A 23,840-nucleotide genomic window follows, 5' to 3' on the forward strand; every position below is an offset into this window, starting at 1 on the left:
CTAAAAAATTGCAAAAAAATGAGGATGGTATACGCCATCCTCATTTTACTTTTTGTTACTTTACTTTTTTCCTGATGGTATCAGAAAAGAGTCAACTATTACAGTTGCGGTACGTACTGTTGCTTCTCAGGTACTTCAGTGTACTCAGCTACAATCTGGCGGAATTCTTCGCCATCAATGGTTTCTTTTTCAATGAGCAAATCTACTAAGCGATCGGTGACAGTGCGATGGTCGCGGATGATCTTCTTAGCATTGTCGTAGCACTGCTCAACAATTTCCTTGACTTGTCCATCGATGCGGGAAGCAATAGATTCAGAATACTCAGATCGGGTTGTCCAGTCACGACCCAAGAATACTTCTCCCTGCTGGCTTTCTAAGGACAATGGACCTAAGTCGGACATCCCGAAACGAGTTACCATTTGCCGCGCCATTCCCGATAACTGCTGCAAGTCTCCACCAGCGCCAGTGGTAACTTCCGCAGCGCCAAAAATCACCTCTTCAGCGGCGCGACCACCCAAAGCACCAGTAATTCTAGCTTTCAACTGGGAACGGGAAATTAACCCCTGTTCTTCGTTGGGTGTAAACCAAGTTAAACCCTGTGCTTGTCCCCGTGGGATTAAGGTAACTTTCTGTACTGGGTCATGGTCTTTTAACAAAGTCCCCACTAAGGCGTGTCCAATTTCGTGGTAAGCAATTAAGCGCTTGCTCTTGCTGTCTACCAAGGGAGTGCCTTCCATCCCTGCAACTACCCGATTCCACCGCATCATCAATTTCGCGGAGGGTGATGGCTTCTTTGCGTCTTCTAGCAGTGAGAATTGCTGCTTCGTTGAGTAAGTTGGCTAAGTCAGCACCAGTGAATCCAGGAGTGCGGCGAGCGATCGCATCTAAAGATACACTAGGATCTAATTTCTTGTTCCGCGCATGGACTTGCAAGATTTCCAAACGCCCTTTGATATCGGGTGCATCGACTGTTACTTGGCGGTCAAAGCGACCGGGACGCAACAAGGCTGAGTCTAGTACGTCGGGGCGGTTGGTAGCAGCAATAATAATGATGCCTGTGTTACCTTCAAACCCGTCCATTTCGGTGAGCAATTGGTTGAGGGTTTGCTCTCTCTCGTCGTTACCGCCGCCGATACCAGCGCCCCGTTGCCGTCCTACGGCGTCGATTTCATCGATGAAGATGATACAGGGGGCGTTGTCTTTAGCTTTCTTGAACAAGTCGCGGACGCGGGATGCACCTACACCAACGAACATTTCCACAAATTCCGAACCGGAAATACTGAAGAAAGGTACGCCTGCTTCACCTGCGATCGCTTTTGCTAATAAAGTTTTACCAGTTCCCGGAGGCCCAACTAACAGCACTCCCTTGGGAATCCGTGCGCCCACAGCCGTAAATCTTTCTGGCTGCTTCAGGAAGGTGACGACTTCTTGTAGTTCTTCTTTAGCTTCTTCGATTCCGGCTACGTCGTCAAATTTGACGCCGGTTTTAGCCTCCATTTGGAAACGCGCTTTAGATTTGCCAAAGTTCATTGCTTGACCCGGGCCGCCGGGGAGGTTGCTAGAACGCCGGAACAAAAAGAACAGCCCAGTAATCAATAAAACTGGAAAGATGAGATTGCCCAACAATCCCCAAATTGCGCCATCATTCCGCATGGGGTGAGCATCAAAACTAATGGCTTTCTCTTTGAGCTTGCTAATTAACTCAGGAGCGTTAACAGGCAAATCCACACGCCACCTTTGGACACGATTTTCCAGGTCTGGATCGCGGGCTTCTATAATTGCTGTCCTACCGCCTTCGTACAGATCCACGCTGGTGACGCGATCGCTGTCCAAGTATTCTAGAAAGCGACCGTAAGTCATGCGGGTATTGGCTGCATTCTTACTCATGTCAGCAGGTGCGCCTGCAAACGCTCCTTGCCAGAAGAAAAAGCCAATTACCAAAGCCGGCAACGTCCAGAGTGCTACGACTTTCCAAGAGAATTTCATTTTAATTTGCCTCTAGATGCCTATACAACTTGTTAGCTCTAGTAACCGAATGTTCATCACTCTGTCACTTTAAGCTGTTAAACGGATGTTTATAAATCCATTTTGTTTAATTCGATCTCTTAGATGCACTGCCATAAGGCGATTAGAGCATTATGGCGATGCCAACAAGAATCTTAATCAAAGTTAACTTAATTTTAATACAATATCGCACGAGAAAATAAAGGGGAAGCAGGGGAGATGGGGAGCAGGGGGGCAGAGGAGAAGTTGCAGTAAGTCCTTCCCCTCTGTCCCTCTGCCCCTCTGCCCCTCTGCCTCTTGTGCCCTACTTTACTTCTGTAATTTTGAGAGTGTAAGGAAGATACTTGCCTTTTTCGTAAGAACCAACCCAAATTTGGTAACTTCCAGCTAGCCATTCACCAACAATGCCAGCATTTTTGCCATCAAAATCGTCATTGCACCAAGTACCACCGGGCCCTTTAATAATCATGGTGGTGTCTTCTGGACTTTGCACTTGCAGCTTTAGGTAGTCAAATTTACTTGTTAACGCTAATGTGTGGTCTGGTGTTTCATCCACAAATCCCGTACAAGGGCCAGTGGCTGTTTCGCTTCTTCCACCTACTTGACTCCCAGATATTGAACCACCACTCATCCCGCGAACTGTCAGAGGGTCTGGGGAAAACTGAGGGCTAAGGGTGACATCTCCAAATATCGTTGGCGCTTCCTGAGCATCAACCGCAGCGTTAACTGTCGATATGATGAAGAGCGTAACTATCATGAACGATAATCTCATCCCTCTATTGAGCGCTTTTGTCGGCATTGTAATTACGTTCGCTTCTAAGTGTTTTTGAAGACATGAATTTTACACACCAAGTTCCCAACATGAGAAGAATTGACTACCTATTTTAGATTTAGAATTGGGGATAATTCATTAGTAATTAGTCAATGATTTCTTGTTCTTTTAGTTGCTCTACCTTAGACTTCTTGGCATTTGTCGGGTAAAGGGTAAGGGTTAAAGGGAAAAGGGATAGAATTAACATTCCCCTTTAACCTTTCCCCATTTCCCGATCTCTTGGCATTTGGCACAAATGCCAAGAGGTCTCTTATGGATAGGGGCACACGTTTGTGCGCCCCTAAAATCTCAAATATTTATAAAATCTGCAAGTAATCGCTACTTAGCTTTTGTTATAGCCTGACTTAAGCGCGGTTTATCTAAACCAATCTGATTTAGTAGTAACCAAGATTGGATTAAGTCGGGGCCATGAACATCTCCAGTTAAAGCTGCTCTAAGCGATCGCATTACTAAGCCTTTTTTGACTTTCTGCTCTTTGACCACTTGTTTAATAATCTCCTGGGCGACGGCTTCTGACAGTTGCGGCTGATTGTCTAAAGCTGTGACAATCGCTTCCAGAACAGCTGCTGAACCTTCTTGCTTCAGTTGTGTACTGCCTTCATCGCTAAATTCAACTGCATCGCTAAAAAACAGTTGGCTTTGAGGTACTGCATCTACCAGGCGAGTCAAACTCTGGCTAATTAAAGTTACTAGCTGTTCTAACCAGGGGCGATCTCTTCCACCATCAAATTTATAGCCAGCCGCTTGCCAAAAGGGAATGAGTAAATCTGTGAGTTTATCTACTGGAGTATTGTGGATATACTGACTGTTCAACCAATCCAGCTTGTCCCAGTCAAACTTTGCACCTGCTTTATTTACACGCTCAAAGCCAAATTCTTTAGCTGCTGTTTCTAAGGTAAATATTTCTTGCGTCGAGTCTGGTGGCGACCAACCCAGCAATGTCATGTAATTTACCAAGCCTTCAGCAGTAAAGCCCATTTTCTGAAATTCAGAAATGGAAGTGACGCCATCTCGCTTAGAAAGCTTCTGCCCTCGCCTGTTCAAAATCAATGGCGTGTGAGAAAACTCTGGAATTTTTGCACCCATCGCTTCATACAGCAGAATTTGTTTGGCAGTGTTGGCGATGTGGTCTTCTCCCCGGATGACGTGGGTGATTTGCATATCAATGTCATCCACTACAACGACAAAGTTGTATAAAGGTTGACCGCTACTCTCTTCTGAGGCGCGGGCGATGACCATATCACCACCTAAATCACTACCTCGCCAAGACATTTTTCCCCTAACTAGATCGTTCCAGACAATTTCGCGATCGTCTTCGATTTTGAAACGAATTACTGAAGAACGACCTTCTGCTTCAAAGGCGGCGCGTTGTTCTGGGGTGAGGTTGCGGTGACGGTTGTCATAGCGAGGTGCTTCACCTCTAGCTTTTTGAGCTTCTCGGAGCGCTTCTAATTCTTCAGAACTGGTGTAGCAGCGATAGGCTAATCCTCGATCTAGCAGTTTTTCTACTGCTTCTTTATAAAGATCCAGGCGTTGGGATTGGAAAAATGGCCCTTCATCCCAGTTCAATCCTAGCCAACGCAGTCCTTCCAGAATATTGTCGGTGTATTCGGGACGCGATCGCTCTAAATCTGTATCTTCTATTCGCAGTATAAATTTACCGCCGTGGTGACGGGCAAATAACCAGTTGAATACAGCAGTTCTAGCTGTACCAATATGTAAATTTCCGGTTGGACTCGGCGCAATACGGACTCTAACAGTCACAGTTAATTCTCTCTTTCGCAAAGCATGATAAATGTAGCTTATATTTAAATCCTGAATCTGGGTCAACCTCTTTGGGTAATTCAGAATCTAATATCACCTAAGTTTAGTGATTCGCTACTCATAAATTTATAACGGGACTGACGGGGCTCGAACCCGCAACTTCCGCCGTGACAGGGCGGTGCTCTAACCAATTGAACTACAGTCCCTTGTTTGGCAACTTTGCTATTATCACTATTTTTTTTCTACTTGTCAAGTGTTTCGGAGTTAGGAATTAGTAATGATTTTTGTTACGTATCTCCAAGGTGCAAATTATACGTTAAATAGACCGCGATAACACAACCTGTGGCTCTGATTCGAGATGCTGCAATATTCGGGATTGCATTTGTTTATACTGCTGTTTCAATAGTTGTTTGCTCAATTGGGGTTGAGAAGTGGGTGGTAGACTATGGCTTTGTTGCACCCAAGTTTTTAACATTTGCCGCTGAGTTGACTCAATGCGACTGCTGAGAACCTTGATGCAGGAATGTGGTGCTTCCAGAGTAAAGAAAATCAAAGGATATTGTTCATTTTCAGCCAGGAAACTTACCATCCTCAGATTTTGGGGATTTTGCATATCTAAGTAGCAAGGTAGCCACTTAGGAGCGAATTGCTGATTATAGAGTACAGTTACCCACAACAACATTGGGTGAGGGGATGTCACAAAGACAAACTGGTTATAACGGGTAGAAACCGCATAGTTTTTAATTTCTTGTTTAGACAACATCAACCATAGCGCTGTTATAGATCCTTGGGGAGTGTCTAGAAGCTGGGGAAAAACAATTTCTTGAATTGGTTTATTTTGAGGCCACAAAAGTTGCCGATCGCTTTGTTCTACAGTGATTGGTAATGCAGAATTTAAGGAAGATTTAAAGTTCAAATTTGTAGGTAAATTCGGACAATTAGACTTTTCTAGACTGTTTAAAACTTGTAAAATTTCCGCGATATTTTGAGGGCGATCGCTTGCTTTTTTAGCCAGACAAGCCATAATTAAATTATTTAACTTCTGAGGTATTTTAATAGTAGGTTTAACATCTGCGATCGTGTTTGGTGCTTCAAAATGATGTGCTTTATACCAAGCGCCAAAGTAATCAGTTTCTGTTTGCCAAGGTTTTTTGCCTGTGAGCATCTCAAACATCATCACACCCAGACTATAAATATCAGAGCGACTATCTAATTTTTCTCCATCTAGCTGTTCTGGAGAACAGTAGGGTAAAGTGCCATTAAATCCGCTACTTGTACTAGCTGTTGATGCATAATTCAAAAATCTAGCAATACCAAAATCAAGAATTTTAACTAACTGGCCCAATATCGGATCGGGAATAACTAATATATTAGCGGGCTTGATATCTCGATGAACCAACGGACAAATTTTGCCATCAATGTTAATTCCTTGATGAGCACACTGTAAGCCCAAACAAATTTGGCGAGAGAGAGTCAAAAACATGGGCAGAGATAGCGGAATTAAATCCTTTAAACTCTTACCACATAAATATTCCATGACGTAGTATGGTTTTCCTTTCTCATTCACACCATAATCATAGGCCCGCACTATATGTACGCTCTTTTGACTCAAGGCTGCACTCATTAAAGCTTCACGAGCAAAGTCTTGTTGCATTTTGGTATTAACAACAGTTTGAGTCAAAAACTTGATAGCAACTGGTATACCTCCTAACAAAACATCATTTGCTAAAAAAACTTCACCCATGCCACCGCTGCCAATTAATTGCTTGAGTTGATAACGATTGGCAAGCAAGCCCGTACTACTGGGAGATGTAGATAAGCTCTGATTCACTTTGTTCACCTCTGATGCTGAGTCCATTGAAAGTTAGCAATAAATACATAAAAATATTCTTAGTTAATGGTGGCAAGCATTTTGATTTTACTAGCAGAATTTCAACGACGTAATAGCATTTTTAAAAACATTTCCAAAAATTTATTTATCCAAGTTTTTAAAACTTCTGTCTCAGATTTTTGATGTGTGGCTAAGTTTCGTAATATGTCTAACTTCAGCTTTTCGTACTCTGCTTTTAGAATATTTTTGGCTTGACCAGGCAAAATCAATTCATTTGACTGTTGACTCATATCTAACCAATCTAAAAGTTGCTGACGCTGTTTAGCCGTGAGATTTAAAGTCGTTACATGAGAGCAATGAGTTGGCTCTTCTAAGGGGAAAAATAGTAAATGATAGTAGCCTACTTCTGCTAAACTACGTGCTATATTTTGACTCTTGTTATCTTTTAAATCCAGATAATAAGGTAGCCACTTAGTCGTAGAAGGTTGGGCGTCATATAACACTGTTAACCACATTAGCATCGGATATACATTCATTTTACTAATAAATTCAGTGCTATGTATTTTATCCAAAAATTTTGCAATCTCTTGTTTGGGCAACATTGCCCAAAAAGTTGGTATAGGTCTTTGAGAAGTCTGTAATAAATGGGGAAAACCAATTGGTGCAATTGGTTTATTTTTAGGCCAATTTTTTTGCAAGCACTCTTTTTCTGATAGTAAAGTTGCGGGTACTAATTGAACTGGGAGCGAAACTTTAATAATGTCTGTACTATTACTAAAAATAACATTATTAACTTGAAGACTAACTTTTTCTAAATCTTCTAATATTTGGTTAATATTCTGAGGGCGATCGCTTACTTCTTTAGCTAAACAAGTCATTAATATTTTTTCTAATATTTCTGGTATTTTAACTTGCGGATTTACTTCTTCAACTGTAGGTGGCATTTGAAAGCGATGGGCTTGATACCAAGTACCAAAGGAGTTACTTTTTGTTTGAAATGGGTGTTTACCTGTCAGCATCTCAAACATTAATACTCCCAAACTATAAATATCAGAGCGGATATCTAGCAGTTTACGCCCTTCCATGTGTTCCGGAGAACAGTAAGGCAAACTGCCAATAAAAGAATCTGTTAGGGTCATTCCACTTCGCTCTGTTAAAAACTTAGCAATACCAAAATCTAGAATTTTAACAATTTCACCTTTTTTACTATCTTCAGCAATAAATATATTTTCTGGTTTAATATCTCTGTGAACAATAGGGTAAATCTCTCCTTTAAGACTAATACCTTGGTGGGCACATTGTAAGCCTAAACAAATTTGATTGCAAATTTCTAGAAACTTCGATATTGTTAAGGGCTGAATTTTCAGAATTTGTTTAAGATTTTTTCCTTGGAGGTATTCCATTACATAAAATGGAGTTTTATCCTCAGTAACTCCATAACTTAAAATGCGAACAATATGTTTACTTTTGCGACCCAATTGAGCGCCAATAAAAATCTCTCTGGCAAAACGTTGGGACATTTGTTGGTTTGACAAACTAAGTGATAAGATTTTGATTGCGATCGGCATACCGTCTTTAGCAGTATCCTCTGCTAGATAAACTCTACCCATCCCCCCTTTGCCAATCAAATCTCTGATTAAATAGCGATTGTTTAAAAAATGTCCGATGTAATCGTCTAATTCTGCCTTTTGCCCTACCATACTCTCAATTTTATTTTCTGGCATAAAAATCATTTATAAAAAATGTTATTGGCAAAATACTTTAATAAGTCTAGCTAATTATTAAATTTAAATCTAAGAGATGTCCGAATTTTGAGAAAATTAATTATATGCTGTAAATATGCTTAAGCCTTCTGCAAAAGCTACTAAACATTGTGTAACATATTTATTAAGGAGTACGGTTGAGAAATTACACGTAAACTATAAATAAGCTAGATAAAATTACTTAGTATATTCAGTAAATACACAGGAATAATCAGAAATAACTAAATAGCAGTTAAGTTGCAATGTTTATGACGGGCTGCGCCTAAGCACCTTTATCTCTGTGCAATTAAAGCTTAAAATTTGGGAGTACCCGGCGTAATAATCTAATTAAGGGATTTTCAACTTTAAGTTTAAAGGCTAGTATCTGGGTGCGTTGTAGGGAGTTAAAATTATTATCACTGATGAGAATTAATGATTGTTGACCATTTGGTAGTTTTGGGCCAAGAGTTAAGCCTTCGATGTTGTCTAGCAGTACATCTAGTTTTCTCAAATCTAACAACAGTTTTTTCTTAACTGGTTTAATATTTTTGGAGTCAACGGCTAAAAGGCTATCAATATTATGAATATCATCGGCTTCTTCTAAAGAAACCTGAAATAAGGAAATAGCAAATCCTAAACCTGTAAAAGACCTTTCTAAACTTAAGAAGTGTCCTTGATTATCGAGAGCGAGTAAATCGGGTAATCCACTAGCGAATTTGCCAATCAGATTCAAAAATGGTGCAACTGGTTCAGTTTGGTAAAGAAATTCCTTTTCTGACTGGTTGTTGAGCAAGTTGTATTGTAAAATTCTGCAAGGACTACCAATATTAGGTTTCGCTGCGACACCATCTTGAATTAGAGCATTTTCGGTGGCTGTGAATAGATGCTTATTATCGGGTGTGATGGTGAGGCTTTCAAAAGCTAAATTGTTGCGGATACCTTTTTGATTAGTTTTATCTGGTAAAAATTTGTTTGGTATAGGGAGTGTTGCAATTTCTCTACCAGAAGATAGTGAGAACTCTTTAATAAAAGGATTAATTAATTTTGCAGCATCGCCTTCAGAAGAAACAAACACAGTCGCTTTATTAGTTAATGCAATACCTTCTGTATCAGTTTCACCAGGGCGAAATCTTTGACCATTTTCATTTAATAATGTAGTAACGCTGACTGGAATAATTCCATCTTTTTCTAGTAAACCTTTGCTCAAATCGATTTTTAACGTGTAGAAACGAGCGGCAGCTTTTTGTCCCCGGTCATCTGAAATAGCATAATACAGGTTGTTTTTGGCATTATATGTAATTCCAGATAAACCTCCTATTTCAGTTTCTTTAAATATTAAACCTTTTTCTAAGGTTGCTTCTCCAATAAAATTTATACTACTAATTTCAACACTATTTGAAGGAAAATTTGTGAATACAAAGCTAATAATTATAATTGCAATCAACAAGTAAATAATTCGTGGAAATACGAAGATTTTTTTAAATATCTGCATAATTTTTATCAAATAAATATTTTTAGGAACAAACACTTATACATCCCTTCAAATAATATCAATTAAATAAATAATTTAATAGATACAAGCCTGAAAATCCCGCTAATCATTTTTTTTAAATTGGTGACAAGTCTGAGCAGATGTTTTTTTACTGAGACTTTTCAAAACGTATTTTTTAATTTGAAAACCTTTAAAAAATAATAAATTACTTAAGCTAATCGTAAGTCATATTCATCTTGGAAAAAGTTGACAAGCCAATTTTTTACTTTATGGGTGGCGCGGCAGTCATCTTCGTTGTAGCGTTGGATAATTTCTAGTAAAGTGCGATCGCCTGTTTCTAACCATCGATCGTACCAGTAAATACACTTGGCACCACTGGCTTCTTTATCGCGCCACTCAAATCCTAACCAACGAGCGATCGCTTTCAAGGCATAGCTTTCTACGGGCAATGCTACACTTTGGGTTAATTGCTCATACACATCCACAAATCGATTCAGTACAGGACGCACTAAGGAATGTGGAGTGCCGTAAAGTTTTGCCAACCGTTTGACTGTATCAAACTCGTAGACACAAAAATGATAAATTGGCGCTTCGGGATATTGCCAAACCAAATCCAAAAATTGCTGCCAAACTAATTCTTCGTCTTCTGGTTTATCTGCTAAAAAAGAATAAAATTGTTCTGTATTAGTTTGTCTATTAACAACCAAAACCCCTAAAAGATAATCTAAATCTAAGTCTGGCTGGGCTTCAATATCAAAATAAAGCTCTATGGGCGCTGTAAATGTAATATCTTCTGTTGGTAGCGGATATGGTAGAATCAACGGCCGTTTTTCTAGTGCAGATTGAGCTTGTACTACCAATTTGGGCGCTACTTCGGTGTCAAAACCAAGTAGCTTTTCTAAGCTGCTGGGACTGGTGTTAGCAAGAGACTCCAGTGTGGTAATGTCTAAGGCTTGGAGTTGAGTATAGCGCAGCGGTGTTACACCTGGTAGCAGTGAGAGATGTTTTTCAGATTGAGCGATCGCATAACATTCACTATACCAATGGCAAAAATTGCACTTTTGGCGAGAAATAAATACCTCTGGCGGATTCGGTAACTTTAATACTTGAATAAACTCTTCCAAAATCTGCTGCATCCGTATTGTCCATTTGCACAGATCCACTGCATAATTTGTATTTTTGGTTCGCAATATGAGCAAAGCTGTTTCAGGTGCAACTCCCTGCACTGTTGCCAATACTTGGGCATGAAATGCAGCAACAACTTGATATTCTTGCTTAGGGCGCTTACCCAGTTCAATACTAGCTGGGACGTAGATCCAATCTCCAAAATTTGATTGTCCCGGCTGTTTCACAAGTAAATCTGGACGACTTAGCAGGGTGTGTGCTTGCGAATAATTTGCTAACAGTACTCCTTTATAGATGTACTCAACCCCACGCTGCATCAATTCTAAAGTTGCTTTCTCTCCCTTTTCCCAGTTTCCATAAGCATAATCTGGTTGATAATAAGTCATCTGTGCTAAAGCACTCAACTGATGAGCGATTTTATCCTGTTGCAGTTTCTGTAGCAACTCATTGGGAGCATCGCGCTGACTTGTGTCACCGTGGATATCTAGAAAAGGTCGGCGTTTACAGCGTTGATATTGCAGTAGGAGTTCAGCATTAATTATCATCCTTTTAAGTTAACAATAATTAGCAGAATCTGGGAGTAACTGTGACAATTAAAATCTGGAAGTGGCGATACATTCTCTGCAAGACGCTTTGCGTAGCTTGCTTCCCTGTAGGGATAGGGTGCGCTACGCCAACGCGTCCACGCTTAATTTGCCGTTTATTTTATACTGTCAACAGCTAGAGCGTTTGCTTTTGTGCCAAATTACAACTAAAAGAGAGTAAAAATCACAATTTGTCCATTATTACAAGGTTACATGACAAAACAACATGAGCCGGATCTCATCTGTAAACGTGTCACACCATGATGACACGAGTCATCGCAAAGCTCTCCTCTTATCTTGACGATTAATTTTACTGCAAAACGATTGCATAATTATCGACTCAGGAAGGCGGATTGAGTCAGGTGCAAAACTTTATTCTGCTAGAGGAGGCTGTAAGAGCGGTTAAAATTGCGATTGTCTGAACGATATTTTCTAATAAAACTCTTTTGATTTAAGTAAAAATAGTAAGAGTGAAAATAATCTGGAAATAATTTTTAAGTTGTGCTTAGTACAATGTCTAACCTAGTAATGAAAAGTTCGTAGTAAGCACTTTAGTGCTTACTACGAACTTGTTGACCTTACTAATTTAAACTTAACAGACTATTAGCAAGGATTTTGGCCAACGCATAATTAATTAAAACTACACCGTCAGCTTTTATCCCTGCTTATTTTCTCCCGATATCTAACTGTACTTGCAATCCATCATTGTCACTGCCTGACTGAGCCGGTGTTAAGAAAACTGAGGTGTCTGGCTGTGATAATGATTCGTTAAAGCGAATTTGGGCTGGAGTTTTATTTTCTCTTCTATTATTGTTGGAAAGGCTTGCTGGATTAGTTTGCTCAAAAAAACTTCTAAAGTCATCTTGGGCTGTTTTCCGATCGATTCCAAGTAGAGAATCACCACTTAATCGATATTGTCCGGGATTTGAGTTTGATGCTGGTGATTGAGCGTAGACTTGGCTTCCTAAGCTTACAAAGGCTGCCGTAATCCCCAAGAAAGCAATAATTTTGGCGTTCATTTGCTCGATCCAAATTATTTTTAATATTGCTCGTCTATTATTCTCTGGGAAAAATATTTTGATTAACTCTATTGTTAGGTTCTACTAAAATAATTTTATTGCGTATATACTTAGCGTGTCAATGATTTTTGCTATTTTAGGGATTAATAAGTTATCGCTTTGATATCTCTTGATAAGTTGGATTATCTGGTTAAGTTTATGAGCGATCGCAGTTAAGTTCGTTGAGATATGCCAGGATGAGATTAAGGATGTTTAACAGTGGCACAAGAGCGATCGCTTGGCTGAAGCTGTGTTTAATTACCAACCACTACAATTTTTGTTACAATCTGACAAATTTGTTACTAAAATAACGAGTTTAGTTACCATCACTACGATTTTCGTTACAATTTTACAAATTTAGTTACTCTGACTACGATTTTTGTTACAAACATCATAGCTTTAGTTAACATTGCTGAGTAGATTGTTGTAATAAACACCAAATACTGTGGATTATACTCAACCAAAATTAGGCTTTAGTAAGGCAAGCTAGCTCTAGAACACCATCAAAAGAACATCATTATGCCTCGTCAAAAGCGTACATATCGCGTTCTAGAAAAAGCTGAATTGAGAATCGCTGGACTCAAAGCAATCGATCCCACTATGGATTTTGGGGATACTCGTAACTTGCAAAATGTCGCACAAGTTATTCAACAGTACCGCAGTAAAATAGATGCTTATAATACGACTCTGGCTGTGATTGACTCTTATAAAAGTGAGATGAAAGAGTTGGAAAAAACTTTGAGCGATCTGAGTGAAAAAATGCTCCTGGGAGTTGCTTTTAAGTACGGCAAAGATAGCCATGAATATCAGATGGCGGGTGGTGTTCGCAAAAGCGATCGCATCCGTAAAAGTAGAGCAACCCGCTTGAAATCGGCTTCAGAGGAAGCAGTTATTAAGGATGCTACGGCTGTATAAAAGCGCCCTGAGATTAAAGTCTGCTGCTACTGAAACAAAGCTTGTTTTTAGCAAGATTTTAGCATGAACAAGAACTTCCGATCTGTCATGCTTGAATGTTGCATTGTTTTGTTGTCTCAAAAAGCAAAGAAAGCAAAACAAAACTTCAGTGATTTTTATGCTGTGCATTTTACTTTAGTCATCAGAAACTTTACGTAAGTCTATTGATGTAACTATAAGCAAACTCGGTAAAATTCGTGAGGTTTAACAGATAGAAATTAACTAAGATTAGCTTTAAATAGCAGTCAATATCTGTTAAACCAAGCAAATTTGTAATAACTGCTTAATTGTTGATAAGCAACTGTTGTTCAATATAACTTTATCTACTGATGAGCGATTTGAATAACGAAAGACTAAAACTTAAACTTCATCAGTTGCGTTTAATTCCATATTTAGCAATTGGTTCTTTGATTTTTTATTTCAATTCCAACCTAGATTTAAACTACATAGTTAAAGGATATTTAGTCTTAATGGAATCTCAGCTAGGTATAATCGTTATTTATTTTTTGACGGCAAAATTCACTAACAAAGCACAGAAATAATCAAAAAATCTCAAAAACTTTAGTTGGATTATATACCAATAGATATTTATTAGAGTTAATTCAGGAAGTAAATGTTATGAAGACTAAATCTACAGCAATTATACTTTGCTTTTTTGGCGGGTGGTTGGGAATCCACAAATTTTATTTAGGAGAAAATGTAGCAGGTATTTTGTACTTATTGTTTTTTTGGACTTGTATACCATCTTTAATAGCCTTTGTTGAATTCTTCGTCTTAGTTTTGATGTCAGATACCGAATTTAACACAAAATATAATCAAGTTATCGCAAGCTCAGGTGGAGCCGTCTCTGCAAAAGATGCAACCAGTGCGCTAGCTGATTTAAAAAATCTTTTTGATTCTGGGATAATTACCGCAGAAGAGTATGAAGAAAAACGCCAAAAGCTTCTGAAATCTTTGTAAATTAAAACTATTAGTCGATTTATGATGTCACAATCTAAATCTTGGTTTCAACAAACTCCTGCTTGGGTGTGGTTATCATTAATTCCAACATTAGGGGGATTTGCGATTGTCTATGCAGGTTATAAATCCAAGACTAAAACTTGGGTTGTTCTAGGGATTAGCATCTCTATATTAGCTTTAGCTTTATCAGCTAATAGTTTAGCATTTGCGCTCTGGATAGCTCAGATTGGCGTTGCGTTTTATCTCAAGAAATTTTATTTAATCAAAACTTATCCAAAGAATTTACCAATTCCCGAAGAACAAGAGTTAGCAAAATTAGTTGCGAATACTCGTGAAAAAGTAGATATTAATGAATGCTCAAAACATGAACTAGTTAACTACTTAGGACTACCGATAGTTTATGCAAATAACATCGAATCATTGATGAATGAGGGATATGTTTTTACTCATGTAGAAGAGTTAATCGAAATAGCCGGAATTCCCGAAAAGCAAGTAGATCGAATTACACCACTGATTACTTTTAGCTACAACTACAAAAAAGAAGCTGATTGTTCTTGGAAACGATTAAACACATATTCAACTGATGAATTGATTACCTGTGGATTAGATAGAGCGATCGCAGAGCAAATTGTTGTCGAAAGGCAGCAAAGAGGTGAGTATAAATCGTTGATTGATGTCAAGCAGCGCACTGGATTACCGTTTAATACTTATCGTCACATCGCTTAGACTCCCCACTCCTTGGCCTTTTTCCAAGGAAGCTTCACAGTAAATCGACTACCTTTGCCTAACTGACTTTCGGCGTGGACAGTTCCACCATGCAACTCGACAATTTTTTGCACCATAACTAATCCTAAACCTGTGCCTGAAGAACTACGATCGGGAACAGTTTCAACTTGGACAAAAGGTTGAAATAATTTAAAAAGGTCATCGGAAAGCATCCCAATACCAGTATCTACCACGCTGATAAAGATATATTCATTGGTGGAACTTGGCTGGACCTCAATCCAGACTTCGCCTCCTTCTTTAGTAAACTTAATCGCGTTGGTTAATAAGTTGATAAATACTTGGCGAATGCGGCGTTCATCAACTTGGATGGGTTCGAGTTCTTCAGGTATTTGTGCCGTCAGCCGGATATTTTTCTGGAAGGCTAAATGTTTGACAAAACTCAAGCAGAAGTCACATATTTCCTGAATCGAAGTAGTAGCTAGTTGCAGTTCGATCTTGCTGGATTCTGTATCGGTAAACTCAAGGATTTGGTTAATTAATTCTAGTAAGTTCTTACTGCTAGATTCGAGCATATTTAAAGACTGGCGCTGTTCTTCATTTACAGGGCCGTACACTTGCTCTTTGAGTGCCTCTGTGATTCCCATAATTGAGTTTAAAGGAGTCCTCAGATCGTGGTTAATGTTTCTTAAAAAGGTGCTTCTAGCACGATTTGCGACTTCGGCGATTTCTTTAGCCTCACGTAGAGCCGATTCTGCGCGTTTGCGATCGCCTACTTCTAAAGTTAGAGCGACAATTTCCGCGATTGCTCTAACGAAGTTTTGCTCGCTCAGTTCCCATTTCCGGGGAAGATCGACTTGCTCGTACAATACTGTTCCTACCATTTTGCCCCCAACCCAAAGACTGGTATCAATTAGGGATACGATATTATTTGGTTCGAGCAATTTATCCGATAATTCTTGTACCCGTGGATCGGTACGAGTGTCAGAGACGGCAATAGTACCAGAAGCTAATAGGGCTTTAAAGTAGATGAAATAATCTGTAAGGTTGCGTTCTAAACCTGCCGAATATTTGTGATTGCTACGTTCATAAAGACTTATGCATTGTAGCTTAGTGCGCTCGCTATTGAATAACCACACACTGACTCGTTCTACTTCTAAGGCATTGGCTGCTTTTTGAGCGATCGCTTTGAATGCTGTTTCTAAATTTCCTTCAAAAATCGCTTTGTGATTTGTTAATTCTGTAAGTACTTGATGATGCTGTTCCTGTTTTCGCTCGCTGTTAATGCGTTCTTCAACCTCGTGCTGTAATTCTTGAGTTCGCTGTTTAACTTGCAGTTCTAAATCCTCATTTTTACTCATCAGTGCAGTAAAGGTTTTGCGTAAATCCTGCGCTACCTCATTTAAAGATCCACCCAGTACCTCTAGTTCTTGAATTCCTTGTACTTTCACCACTGAGTTTTCGCTATTGGTAAAATCAGTTAAATCTTTTGTCGCCTTGCTGAAGTGCAAAATTGGTTGAGTAATCCACCGAGCGGTGAGAATTCCCAAGATAATAGCTAGCACCAACGCTCCTAAACCAAGAAAAATTGTAGTTTGAATGTTGCGATTAATTTGTCCCATAAAGTCTGCTTCTGGGACAGCTACTATTATCAACCAATTGACATTTGGTTCGCTCTCGAAAGGTCTAACTTCTAAAAATTGCCGTTTGCCGTCCCAGGAAAAATCTAGTTGCTGTAAACCTTGAATTCGATCAAAGTTACTAAATTTAGTCGCTAAGTATTTAGCGATTGCTTGAGTCAAAGAATTGCTGCTTTGGGAAGCTGTTAATCTAATGGGTTTACCATTTTGGAAGCGGAATGGTTCTTCGGCTGTAGAACTTGCAACTAATAGCCCCGATCGCTCGATAATAAAAATTTGCCCAGATTTGCCAACTTTGATATTTTGCAGCAAATCCCCAATTTGTGATAAGTGAGTGAGAGTGCTGTTGACTCCGAGTAGTTCGCCTTGAGAATTATAAATGGGAAGAGAAGCACTAATTAAGAGTGTTGGTTCAGTGCGGGGTGTAAAAATCTGACTAAAGCTGAATTTTTTGGCGGTAACTGCTGTTTGATAATCAGGACGCGATCGCGCATCATAGTTTTTGATTACCTCTGGTAATTGAGTACGTTGACCTTGAGAGTCAATTATGTAAGTGTAGAGGTCGTACCCAGTTGACTTATCGGCTTTTCTGAGTAAAAATTGGCGATCGTTGAACTTCTCCACCGCTAAATATTCTTGCTCATTGCTTGCAGTTATTGCCAACGCATCTGGAAAAATCTTTAACTGCTCTATTAAGTATGACTCCCAGTTTGCCAGATTTTCTATCTTCAGCAACCCCATATCGATCGCATTTTGATTACTGCGTAGTACCTGACGCCCAGTTGCTAAGTAAGTTTGTAAATTCTGCTCGACTCGATTGCCAACTTCATGACGTAATTCGTTAACTACCTCATTGACTGCCTTTTGCCCGTTTCCGATTGATAAGTATGCAGTCAATCCCACAGCTAGCAAGATTTGCAGCACAAACAACGCTACCAAGATGCGACTTAGAGGTACGCCTTTAAACAGGGAAAAAACACTACCTTGTCCAGTATTTTTGTTCATCTGCCCACTCCCCCTTCCTGTCCTATATTACTGAGTACAACACTTCGAGTTTGCTCTCCTGTGGGCTTATGCATAGTTTGTACTCGGTCAGGTCAAGTGCCAATATACCACTTCTGTTAAAACAACAAAACGTTACTTAACTGCACCTGTAGATTTTACCAGCCAAAATATGACTAACGTTCATCACAAAGACTGATTATTGTAGAGACGGCGGTTCATCGCGTCTTGCCTTCAGGATTCATCGCGTCTTGCGTTAATTGTAAATATGAAACAAATTGATGAAAAGCCGAATCAATTCGTAGCTAGTTGAGATTTATGAGTTATAACTGGCAGTTTTAAAGAAATCTAACTGTAGACAGATGAAATTTGAAACGCTACTGTTATCAGAAGCGTGTTTTTTAGCGTTCAGATTATCTTCTAGTCTAAGCGCTAAAGAAAAAGAGTTAATAAACCTCTTGCAAAAGTAACTTTTGCAAGAGGGGGGAAAGGGACTCATCTTTATTGGGAAAAGGGTTTTTATGAGCCGCTTTCCCCTTTACCCCTTACCCTTTTCCCCACTTCTGCAAGAAGTCTAATCATTTAAAGATTCGCTTCCTAATTTTACTTCATCCTGCCCACAGCAACCCCCAAGACATAGGTTTTATCACTCATGCTCAACGTGTCCACTTCCAATTCTCAGCAAAATCAGCAATTAATTGACAATACTGACTGGAACGTTATTGAAACGGAGTTTAACCCGACGCAGTTACATCACAAAGAAACTGTTTTCACTCTTGGTAATGGGTTGTTAGGAGTGCGGGGTACATTTGAGGAAGGATATCCCCAAGATTTTCCAGGCGTACTCATCCACGGTGTTTATGATGATGTGACAATTACTCATACCGAATTGGTAAACTGTCCCAACTGGCTGCCATTGGTGGTGAAAGTAGCAGGCGATCGCTTTAGTATGGACAGTGGTGAGATTCTCAACTACGAACGTCGGCTCGATTTACGCTTAGGTTTAGTTAGCCGCGATGTGCGGTGGCGTAGTCCTAATGGTCATACCTTAGATTTTCACTTCGAGCGTTTCATTAGTTTAGCAGACCAGCACGTTTTGGCGATTCGCGCTCAAATTACATCGGTAGATTTTGAGGGTGAAATTACCGTTGAAGCTGGATTTGACAGCGAACCCCATACCCAAGGCGTCAAACATTGGCGAACCTTAAACCAAGGTGGCATAGATCGAATTATCTGGTTAAACAGTACAACTCTTTACTCAAATATTCAACTTGGGATGGCAGCTAAGTTAGTGGTAGATGGTGACGAGACTGCACTCGTGAACGTCGAAAACGCTTCTACTTCTCCCACTTTGACAACTACCTTAGAGTTATATCCCGGAAAAACGGTGACAGTAGAAAAAATTGTCACCCTGTTTACTTCACGAGAAACAGAAATCCCCATTGCCACCGCCTTACAAAGACTCGCTGAGGAACCGAGATATACTACCCTATTGGCAGCTCACATTACTGCATGGGAGCAAGTGTGGCAAGACAGTGACATTATAATAGAAGGCGATCGCTTGGCTCAATTGAGCGTCCGTTACAATCTCTTTCAATTACTAGCTGTAACACCGCGTCACGACAGCCGAGTAAGCATTCCTGCCAAAACTCTTTCTGGTTTTGCCTATAGCGGACATATCTTTTGGGATACAGAAATATTCATCGTACCTTTCCTCACCTTAACTCAACCAGCTCTAGCGCGTAACTTGCTCACTTACCGCTACCACACCCTACCAGGAGCCAGACGCAAAGCTCAAGAAGCTGGTTATCAAGGAGCGATGTATGCTTGGGAAAGTGCTACTACTGGCGATGAAGTCACTCCGCGTTGGGTTCCGGCTCCCAATGGTGAATTAATGCGTATCTGGTGCGGTGACATTGAAGTGCATATCACCGCAGATATTGCTTATGCAATTTTGCACTACTGGCAGACTACCAACGATGATGACTGGATGCGCGATTATGGCGCAGAAATTATTCTTGATACGGCTGTTTTCTGGGAAAGTCGAGTGCAGTGGAACCAAGAGCGCCACAGCTATGACATTTTAGATGTAATTGGCCCGGATGAATATCACGATCGCGTCGATAATAATGCCTTCACCAATCTGATGGTACAGTGGCATTTGCAGTCAGCTTTAGCGCTGTGGGATTGGCTCAAACAAGCTTATCCTGAAACCTCAGCCCAACTAGTGCAAAAACTCAACTTAACTACAGAGCGTCTGCACCATTGGGCGGAAATCCAAGAGCGTCTATTTGTCAATGAAGATGCTCAAACAGGTTTAATTGAGCAATTTGAAGGCTTTTTCCAGCTAGAAGACGTTAACCTCGCTGATTACGAACCGCGCAGCAAATCTCTGCAAAGTTTGTTGGGAGTTGAAGCTACAAACCAAAAGCAGATTCTCAAGCAGCCAGATGTTTTGATGCTCTTGTATTTACTGCGCGAACGTTATGACTATCAAACTCTCGCCACCAACTGGAACTATTACACCCAACGCACCGACCACAGTTATGGTTCTTCACTAGGCCCAGCCATTAACGCTATCTTAGCTTGCGACCTCAATCAACCAACTGAAGCTTATACACACTTTCTGCGATCGGCCTTGGTAGACTTAGAGGATGTGAGGCTGAACGCCGCCGAAGGAATTCACGCCGCCAGTGCTGGAGGAGTATGGCAAGCAGTAGTTTTCGGGTTTGGCGGCATTCGCATGACTCAATTTGGCCCCGTTGCCTGTCCCAATCTACCACCCAACTGGACGCGTTTGAAGTTTCGTCTGCAATGGCGTAACGAGTGGTATGACTTTGACTTACAAGCCGAAACAGAAGTCAAAGTTCCCGCCTTGGCAGATACACGCTCGAAATTTATCTAATAGACTTCTTGCGTGAATCAATGAGCTTTCACCCTAAATCCCTCTCCCAACCTTGGAAGAGAAACTTTGAAATTAGCTCCCCTTCTCCTAAATTGGGAGAAGGGTTGGGGGATGAGGGCAATAAATACTGCTGTTGTAAAGTTAATTATTGACGAGGTAAAGGGAAAGGGGGAACGGAGAACGGGGAAAGGTTTTAAATCCCTTACCCTTTTCCCTTTCGCCTTTACCCAGCCCCCACCCAGCATTTTTGGGTTGGCAGACCATTAGTAATAGATGTATTAACATCTAAGCATTATTCCTTACAGAAAGTTTTTATTCAGAAGATTTACGAGATGGGAACTCTAGCTAATAAGCTTAATTAGAGTATCCCATTGAACACCGCTAATCATGTCCCATTTTGCTCATTCCACATTGGGCCAATCTTCTTCCCCTCGCTTAACTAGAAGCTTGAGTGCTGTTGAAAGTTGGGGCTTTGGTTTGACAGCTCATATTTCTTGGACAGCATTAGTTCCAGCGATTCATGCTGCTTTAGGTTCCCAAGCTATTTTTGTCTGGATACCTGCGGTAATTTTTGGAATGCTGCTCAACTATCAAGTAAAACGCTTGGGTATGCATTTCATCAATGTAGCAGGAGGAACACCCAACTATGCTACCAAGCTACTGCAAAACTACCCAGCACTTGCTCGCTATGCAGCAATTGGATACCTTCTCAACTGGGTTTCTTACCTATCAGTGAATACAATCGTACTCAAAGATTTAATTAAAGTAAATTTAGAGGCGTTGGGTATTGCTTGTCCAGACATATTTCTGGATATTAGCTTTACACTCTTGCCTTTTGTTGTGGCTTTTAGTGGGACTCGCGCCCTGAGTATTTTACATTTGTTTTTTGTCATTCCAGCCTTTGCACTGCTAATGACCTTCTGCGTCCAAGGTCTTGGCTGGTTAGCGTTTTCTCCCGTTAGTCCGGGGTTTTTTCCTAGCAGTTGGTCATCTTTGAGTTTTGTAGATTGGGCAAAGTGGTTCTTTTTCGTCACTTATGCAACCTACAGTTGTGAAACGGCTTCTTCCTTTGTCGCCGATAGCCGCCACCCCACCCAGACGCTACGGTTTCTAAACGTTGCCGCCTGGATGATGCCACCCATCTTTTTGGGAGGGTCTTGGGTAGTCATGCGGTTGGCAACAAATCCCAACCTCAAAGATAATGCTTTTCTGAATCTGGTGGCGGCTTCCCAGCCCTTTTGGGGAAAATTAGCTGGTGTAAGTATTTCTTTTTTGTTAGTAGCTGCTTGTCTACTCGGTTCGGCAACGGTGGTTTCTAATTGCCCGCGAATTTTGTATCAATTGGCGTTAGATAATCACATTTCACCAGTATTTTCTGTTGTTTCACGTCGGGGTGTGTTTGTCCCAGCATTGACATTGACACTGGTATTGTGCTTAATCTATCTGATTTGGGGAGATGTGGCGCGAATCGTCGCTGTTGGCAACATCGGTTGGTTTGTCTCCTTTATGTTACTGCATCTGGGGCTTTGGCTTCGGCGCGATCGCCCGGAAGTTTTATTTCCTCGCATATCTCTGGCCATTTTACTGTTAGAAGTTGTGGTGCTGTTCGTGGGCGGATTTGCCTGGGGTTGGCTCAACTTGTTGATTGGGCTATTATTTCCCATTGGTGTCATGGGCATAGATGCAGTAATTCGCCGGGTGAACTTTCCGGCTTTCCATCCTGATTGGTGGATGCAGCGATATCGCACCCGCCCTGTAGTAATTATCAAAGATTCAGTAATTCTTCAGGTGAGTATCCTGATTTTTTTACTGTGCAGCGCCGTGGCAGTTGGCTGGTTATTTGGCGTTAAACTCAATAAAGTAGCGACTGCGGGCGGTGAGAATATATTTGTGGTGCTACTGATGAGCGTGGCATTTGTAGGAGTAGCGATCGCTTGTTGGACAAGTTTACCGCAAGTGGTAGCGATCGCAGAAGCCAGAGTTGCTGCCGAACACCTGTTTACAGTCGCCCAAGATGGTATTTTAGTTGTAGATAATCGAGGTATTATCCAGCAAGCAAACCCAGCCACCAAATCATTCTTTGGTGTCAACCCATCAGAGTTGCGGGGAAATCACCTGAACAAATGGCTACCCGCATTAGTCTACTATCCAGAGCAGTGGACAAAGCGTAGCGAACAAATTCTCATCGGCAATGGGAAAAACAGAACTCTGGAAGTTTCCATCTCAGACCGACCCCATCGAGATTTTCAGGAATATGTTGTGATTCTCCACGACATTACCCAGCGCAAACAAGCAGAACAGATATTGCGATACTCAGAAGCACAATTGCGCCAAGAGGCAAAGCAGCTAGTATCTCAACTGGTGCATAGTGAAAAAATGTCCAGTTTGGGGCAGTTAGTAGCAGGTGTAGCGCACGAAATCAATAACCCAATCAATTTTATTTCTGGCAATGTCGGCTATGCCAATCAATATATCCAAGATTTATTAAGATTGCTGCAATTATACCAGAAAAACTATCCTAATCCACCAAAGGAAATTCAACAAGAAATAGAAGCGATCGACTTAGATTTTCTGATTGCAGACTTGCCTAATTTGCTAACTTCGATGACAGTTGGTGCCGAAAGAATCACAGAAATTGTCTTATCTCTGCGAAACTTTTCTCGGTTAGATGATGCAGAAATGAAAGCTGTGGATATCCATGAAGGTTTAGATAATACGTTAATGATTTTGGAACATCGCCTCAAATCTAAATCTAACAATCTAGCAATTGAGGTGATTAAAGAGTATGGTGACTTGCCATTAGTAGAATGTTATGCTGGACAACTGAATCAAGTATTTATGAATCTTCTGGCAAATGCGATCGATGCTTTAGAAGAGGCAATAGAAAATGGTGAGTGGAAAGTAGGGGAAAAAGCGCTTTCTACTCCCCAGATACGCATTCAGACTCAACTCACGAGCGAAAATCAGATAGTTATTCGTATTGGCGACAATGGTATAGGCATTCCAGAAAAGGTACAAAAACAATTATTTGAACCATTTTTTACGACTAAACCAGTTAATAAAGGTACTGGGTTAGGTTTATCTATTAGTCATCAGATTATCACCCAAAAACATCAGGGAAAATTAGAATGTATTTCTGCTCCTGGGCAGGGAACAGAATTTATAATTGTAATTCCGCTAAATCAGCAAGCTATCTAATTGCCAACATCATCTGACGTGGTTAA

At 40.5% G+C, this 23,840-nt stretch carries 13 protein-coding genes, 1 tRNA gene and 1 pseudogene; 5 read left to right on the forward strand and 10 right to left on the reverse strand.

Annotated features, from left to right (window positions below; all coding sequences use genetic code 11):
• Nucleotides 1-98 precede the first annotated feature (98 nt).
• The 9 genes and pseudogenes from ftsH2 to ACR5KR_RS17710 form a co-directional block, all read right to left on the reverse strand.
• Nucleotides 99-1,986, reverse strand: a pseudogene (gene ftsH2, locus ACR5KR_RS17670) (ATP-dependent zinc metalloprotease FtsH2).
• Nucleotides 1,987-2,308: 322 nt separating this feature from the next.
• A complete protein-coding gene (locus tag ACR5KR_RS17675) occupies nt 2,309-2,803 on the reverse strand; it encodes a hypothetical protein (protein WP_445631230.1) in 495 nt (164 codons plus the stop codon).
• 351 nt (nt 2,804-3,154) lie between these two features.
• Nucleotides 3,155-4,600, reverse strand: a complete 1,446-nt coding sequence (gene gltX / locus ACR5KR_RS17680) for a glutamate--tRNA ligase (protein WP_448267372.1) — start codon at nt 4,598-4,600, stop codon at nt 3,155-3,157.
• Between the two features lie 132 nt (nt 4,601-4,732).
• Nucleotides 4,733-4,806 (reverse strand) — tRNA-Asp (locus tag ACR5KR_RS17685).
• Between the two features lie 110 nt (nt 4,807-4,916).
• On the reverse strand, nt 4,917-6,431 hold the full coding sequence (locus ACR5KR_RS17690) for a serine/threonine protein kinase (RefSeq protein ID WP_448267373.1): 1,515 nt from the start codon (nt 6,429-6,431) through the stop codon (nt 4,917-4,919).
• Nucleotides 6,432-6,532: 101 nt separating this feature from the next.
• The gene (locus tag ACR5KR_RS17695) at nt 6,533-8,155 is read right to left on the reverse strand and encodes a serine/threonine protein kinase (RefSeq protein WP_448267374.1); all 1,623 of its coding nucleotides are present in this window, start codon (nt 8,153-8,155) and stop codon (nt 6,533-6,535) included.
• Between the two features lie 325 nt (nt 8,156-8,480).
• On the reverse strand, nt 8,481-9,665 hold the full coding sequence (locus tag ACR5KR_RS17700) for an esterase-like activity of phytase family protein (protein WP_448267375.1): 1,185 nt from the start codon (nt 9,663-9,665) through the stop codon (nt 8,481-8,483).
• Between the two features lie 209 nt (nt 9,666-9,874).
• The gene (locus ACR5KR_RS17705) at nt 9,875-11,335 is read right to left on the reverse strand and encodes a TM0106 family RecB-like putative nuclease (protein WP_445631225.1); all 1,461 of its coding nucleotides are present in this window, start codon (nt 11,333-11,335) and stop codon (nt 9,875-9,877) included.
• 704 nt (nt 11,336-12,039) lie between these two features.
• On the reverse strand, nt 12,040-12,393 hold the full coding sequence (locus ACR5KR_RS17710) for a hypothetical protein (RefSeq protein ID WP_322692622.1): 354 nt from the start codon (nt 12,391-12,393) through the stop codon (nt 12,040-12,042).
• A 558-nt stretch (nt 12,394-12,951) separates the two neighbouring features.
• On the opposite strand from ACR5KR_RS17710, the gene ACR5KR_RS17715 reads away from it, so the two are divergent.
• The 3 genes from ACR5KR_RS17715 (at nt 12,952) to ACR5KR_RS17725 (ending at nt 15,072) form a co-directional block, all read left to right on the forward strand.
• Nucleotides 12,952-13,347: a hypothetical protein gene (locus ACR5KR_RS17715; protein WP_445631223.1), complete on the forward strand. Its 396-nt coding sequence runs from the start codon at nt 12,952-12,954 to the stop codon at nt 13,345-13,347.
• Nucleotides 13,348-14,004: 657 nt separating this feature from the next.
• On the forward strand, nt 14,005-14,346 hold the full coding sequence (locus ACR5KR_RS17720; RefSeq protein WP_448267376.1) for an NINE protein: 342 nt from the start codon (nt 14,005-14,007) through the stop codon (nt 14,344-14,346).
• Nucleotides 14,347-14,367: 21 nt separating this feature from the next.
• Nucleotides 14,368-15,072, forward strand: coding sequence for a helix-hairpin-helix domain-containing protein (locus ACR5KR_RS17725; protein WP_448267377.1), 705 nt, complete (start codon nt 14,368-14,370; stop codon nt 15,070-15,072).
• Here ACR5KR_RS17725 and ACR5KR_RS17730 read toward each other — a convergent pair.
• Nucleotides 15,069-17,714 (reverse strand): ATP-binding protein, encoded by a 2,646-nt coding sequence (locus ACR5KR_RS17730; protein WP_448267378.1) that lies wholly within the window; start codon nt 17,712-17,714, stop codon nt 15,069-15,071. The two genes, ACR5KR_RS17725 and ACR5KR_RS17730, sit on opposite strands and share 4 nt — an antisense overlap.
• 649 nt (nt 17,715-18,363) lie before the next feature.
• Between ACR5KR_RS17730 and ACR5KR_RS17735 the strand changes: the two genes are divergently transcribed.
• Nucleotides 18,364-20,616 carry a glycoside hydrolase family 65 protein gene (locus ACR5KR_RS17735; protein WP_445631219.1) on the forward strand — a complete coding sequence of 751 codons (2,253 nt, stop codon included), beginning with the start codon at nt 18,364-18,366 and terminating at the stop codon, nt 20,614-20,616.
• 387 nt (nt 20,617-21,003) lie between these two features.
• Nucleotides 21,004-23,814 carry an ATP-binding protein gene (locus tag ACR5KR_RS17740; protein WP_448267379.1) on the forward strand — a complete coding sequence of 937 codons (2,811 nt, stop codon included), beginning with the start codon at nt 21,004-21,006 and terminating at the stop codon, nt 23,812-23,814.
• The last annotated feature ends 26 nt before the right edge of the window (nt 23,815-23,840 follow it).

This window comes from Nostoc sp. DSM 114159 (assembly GCF_053470285.1).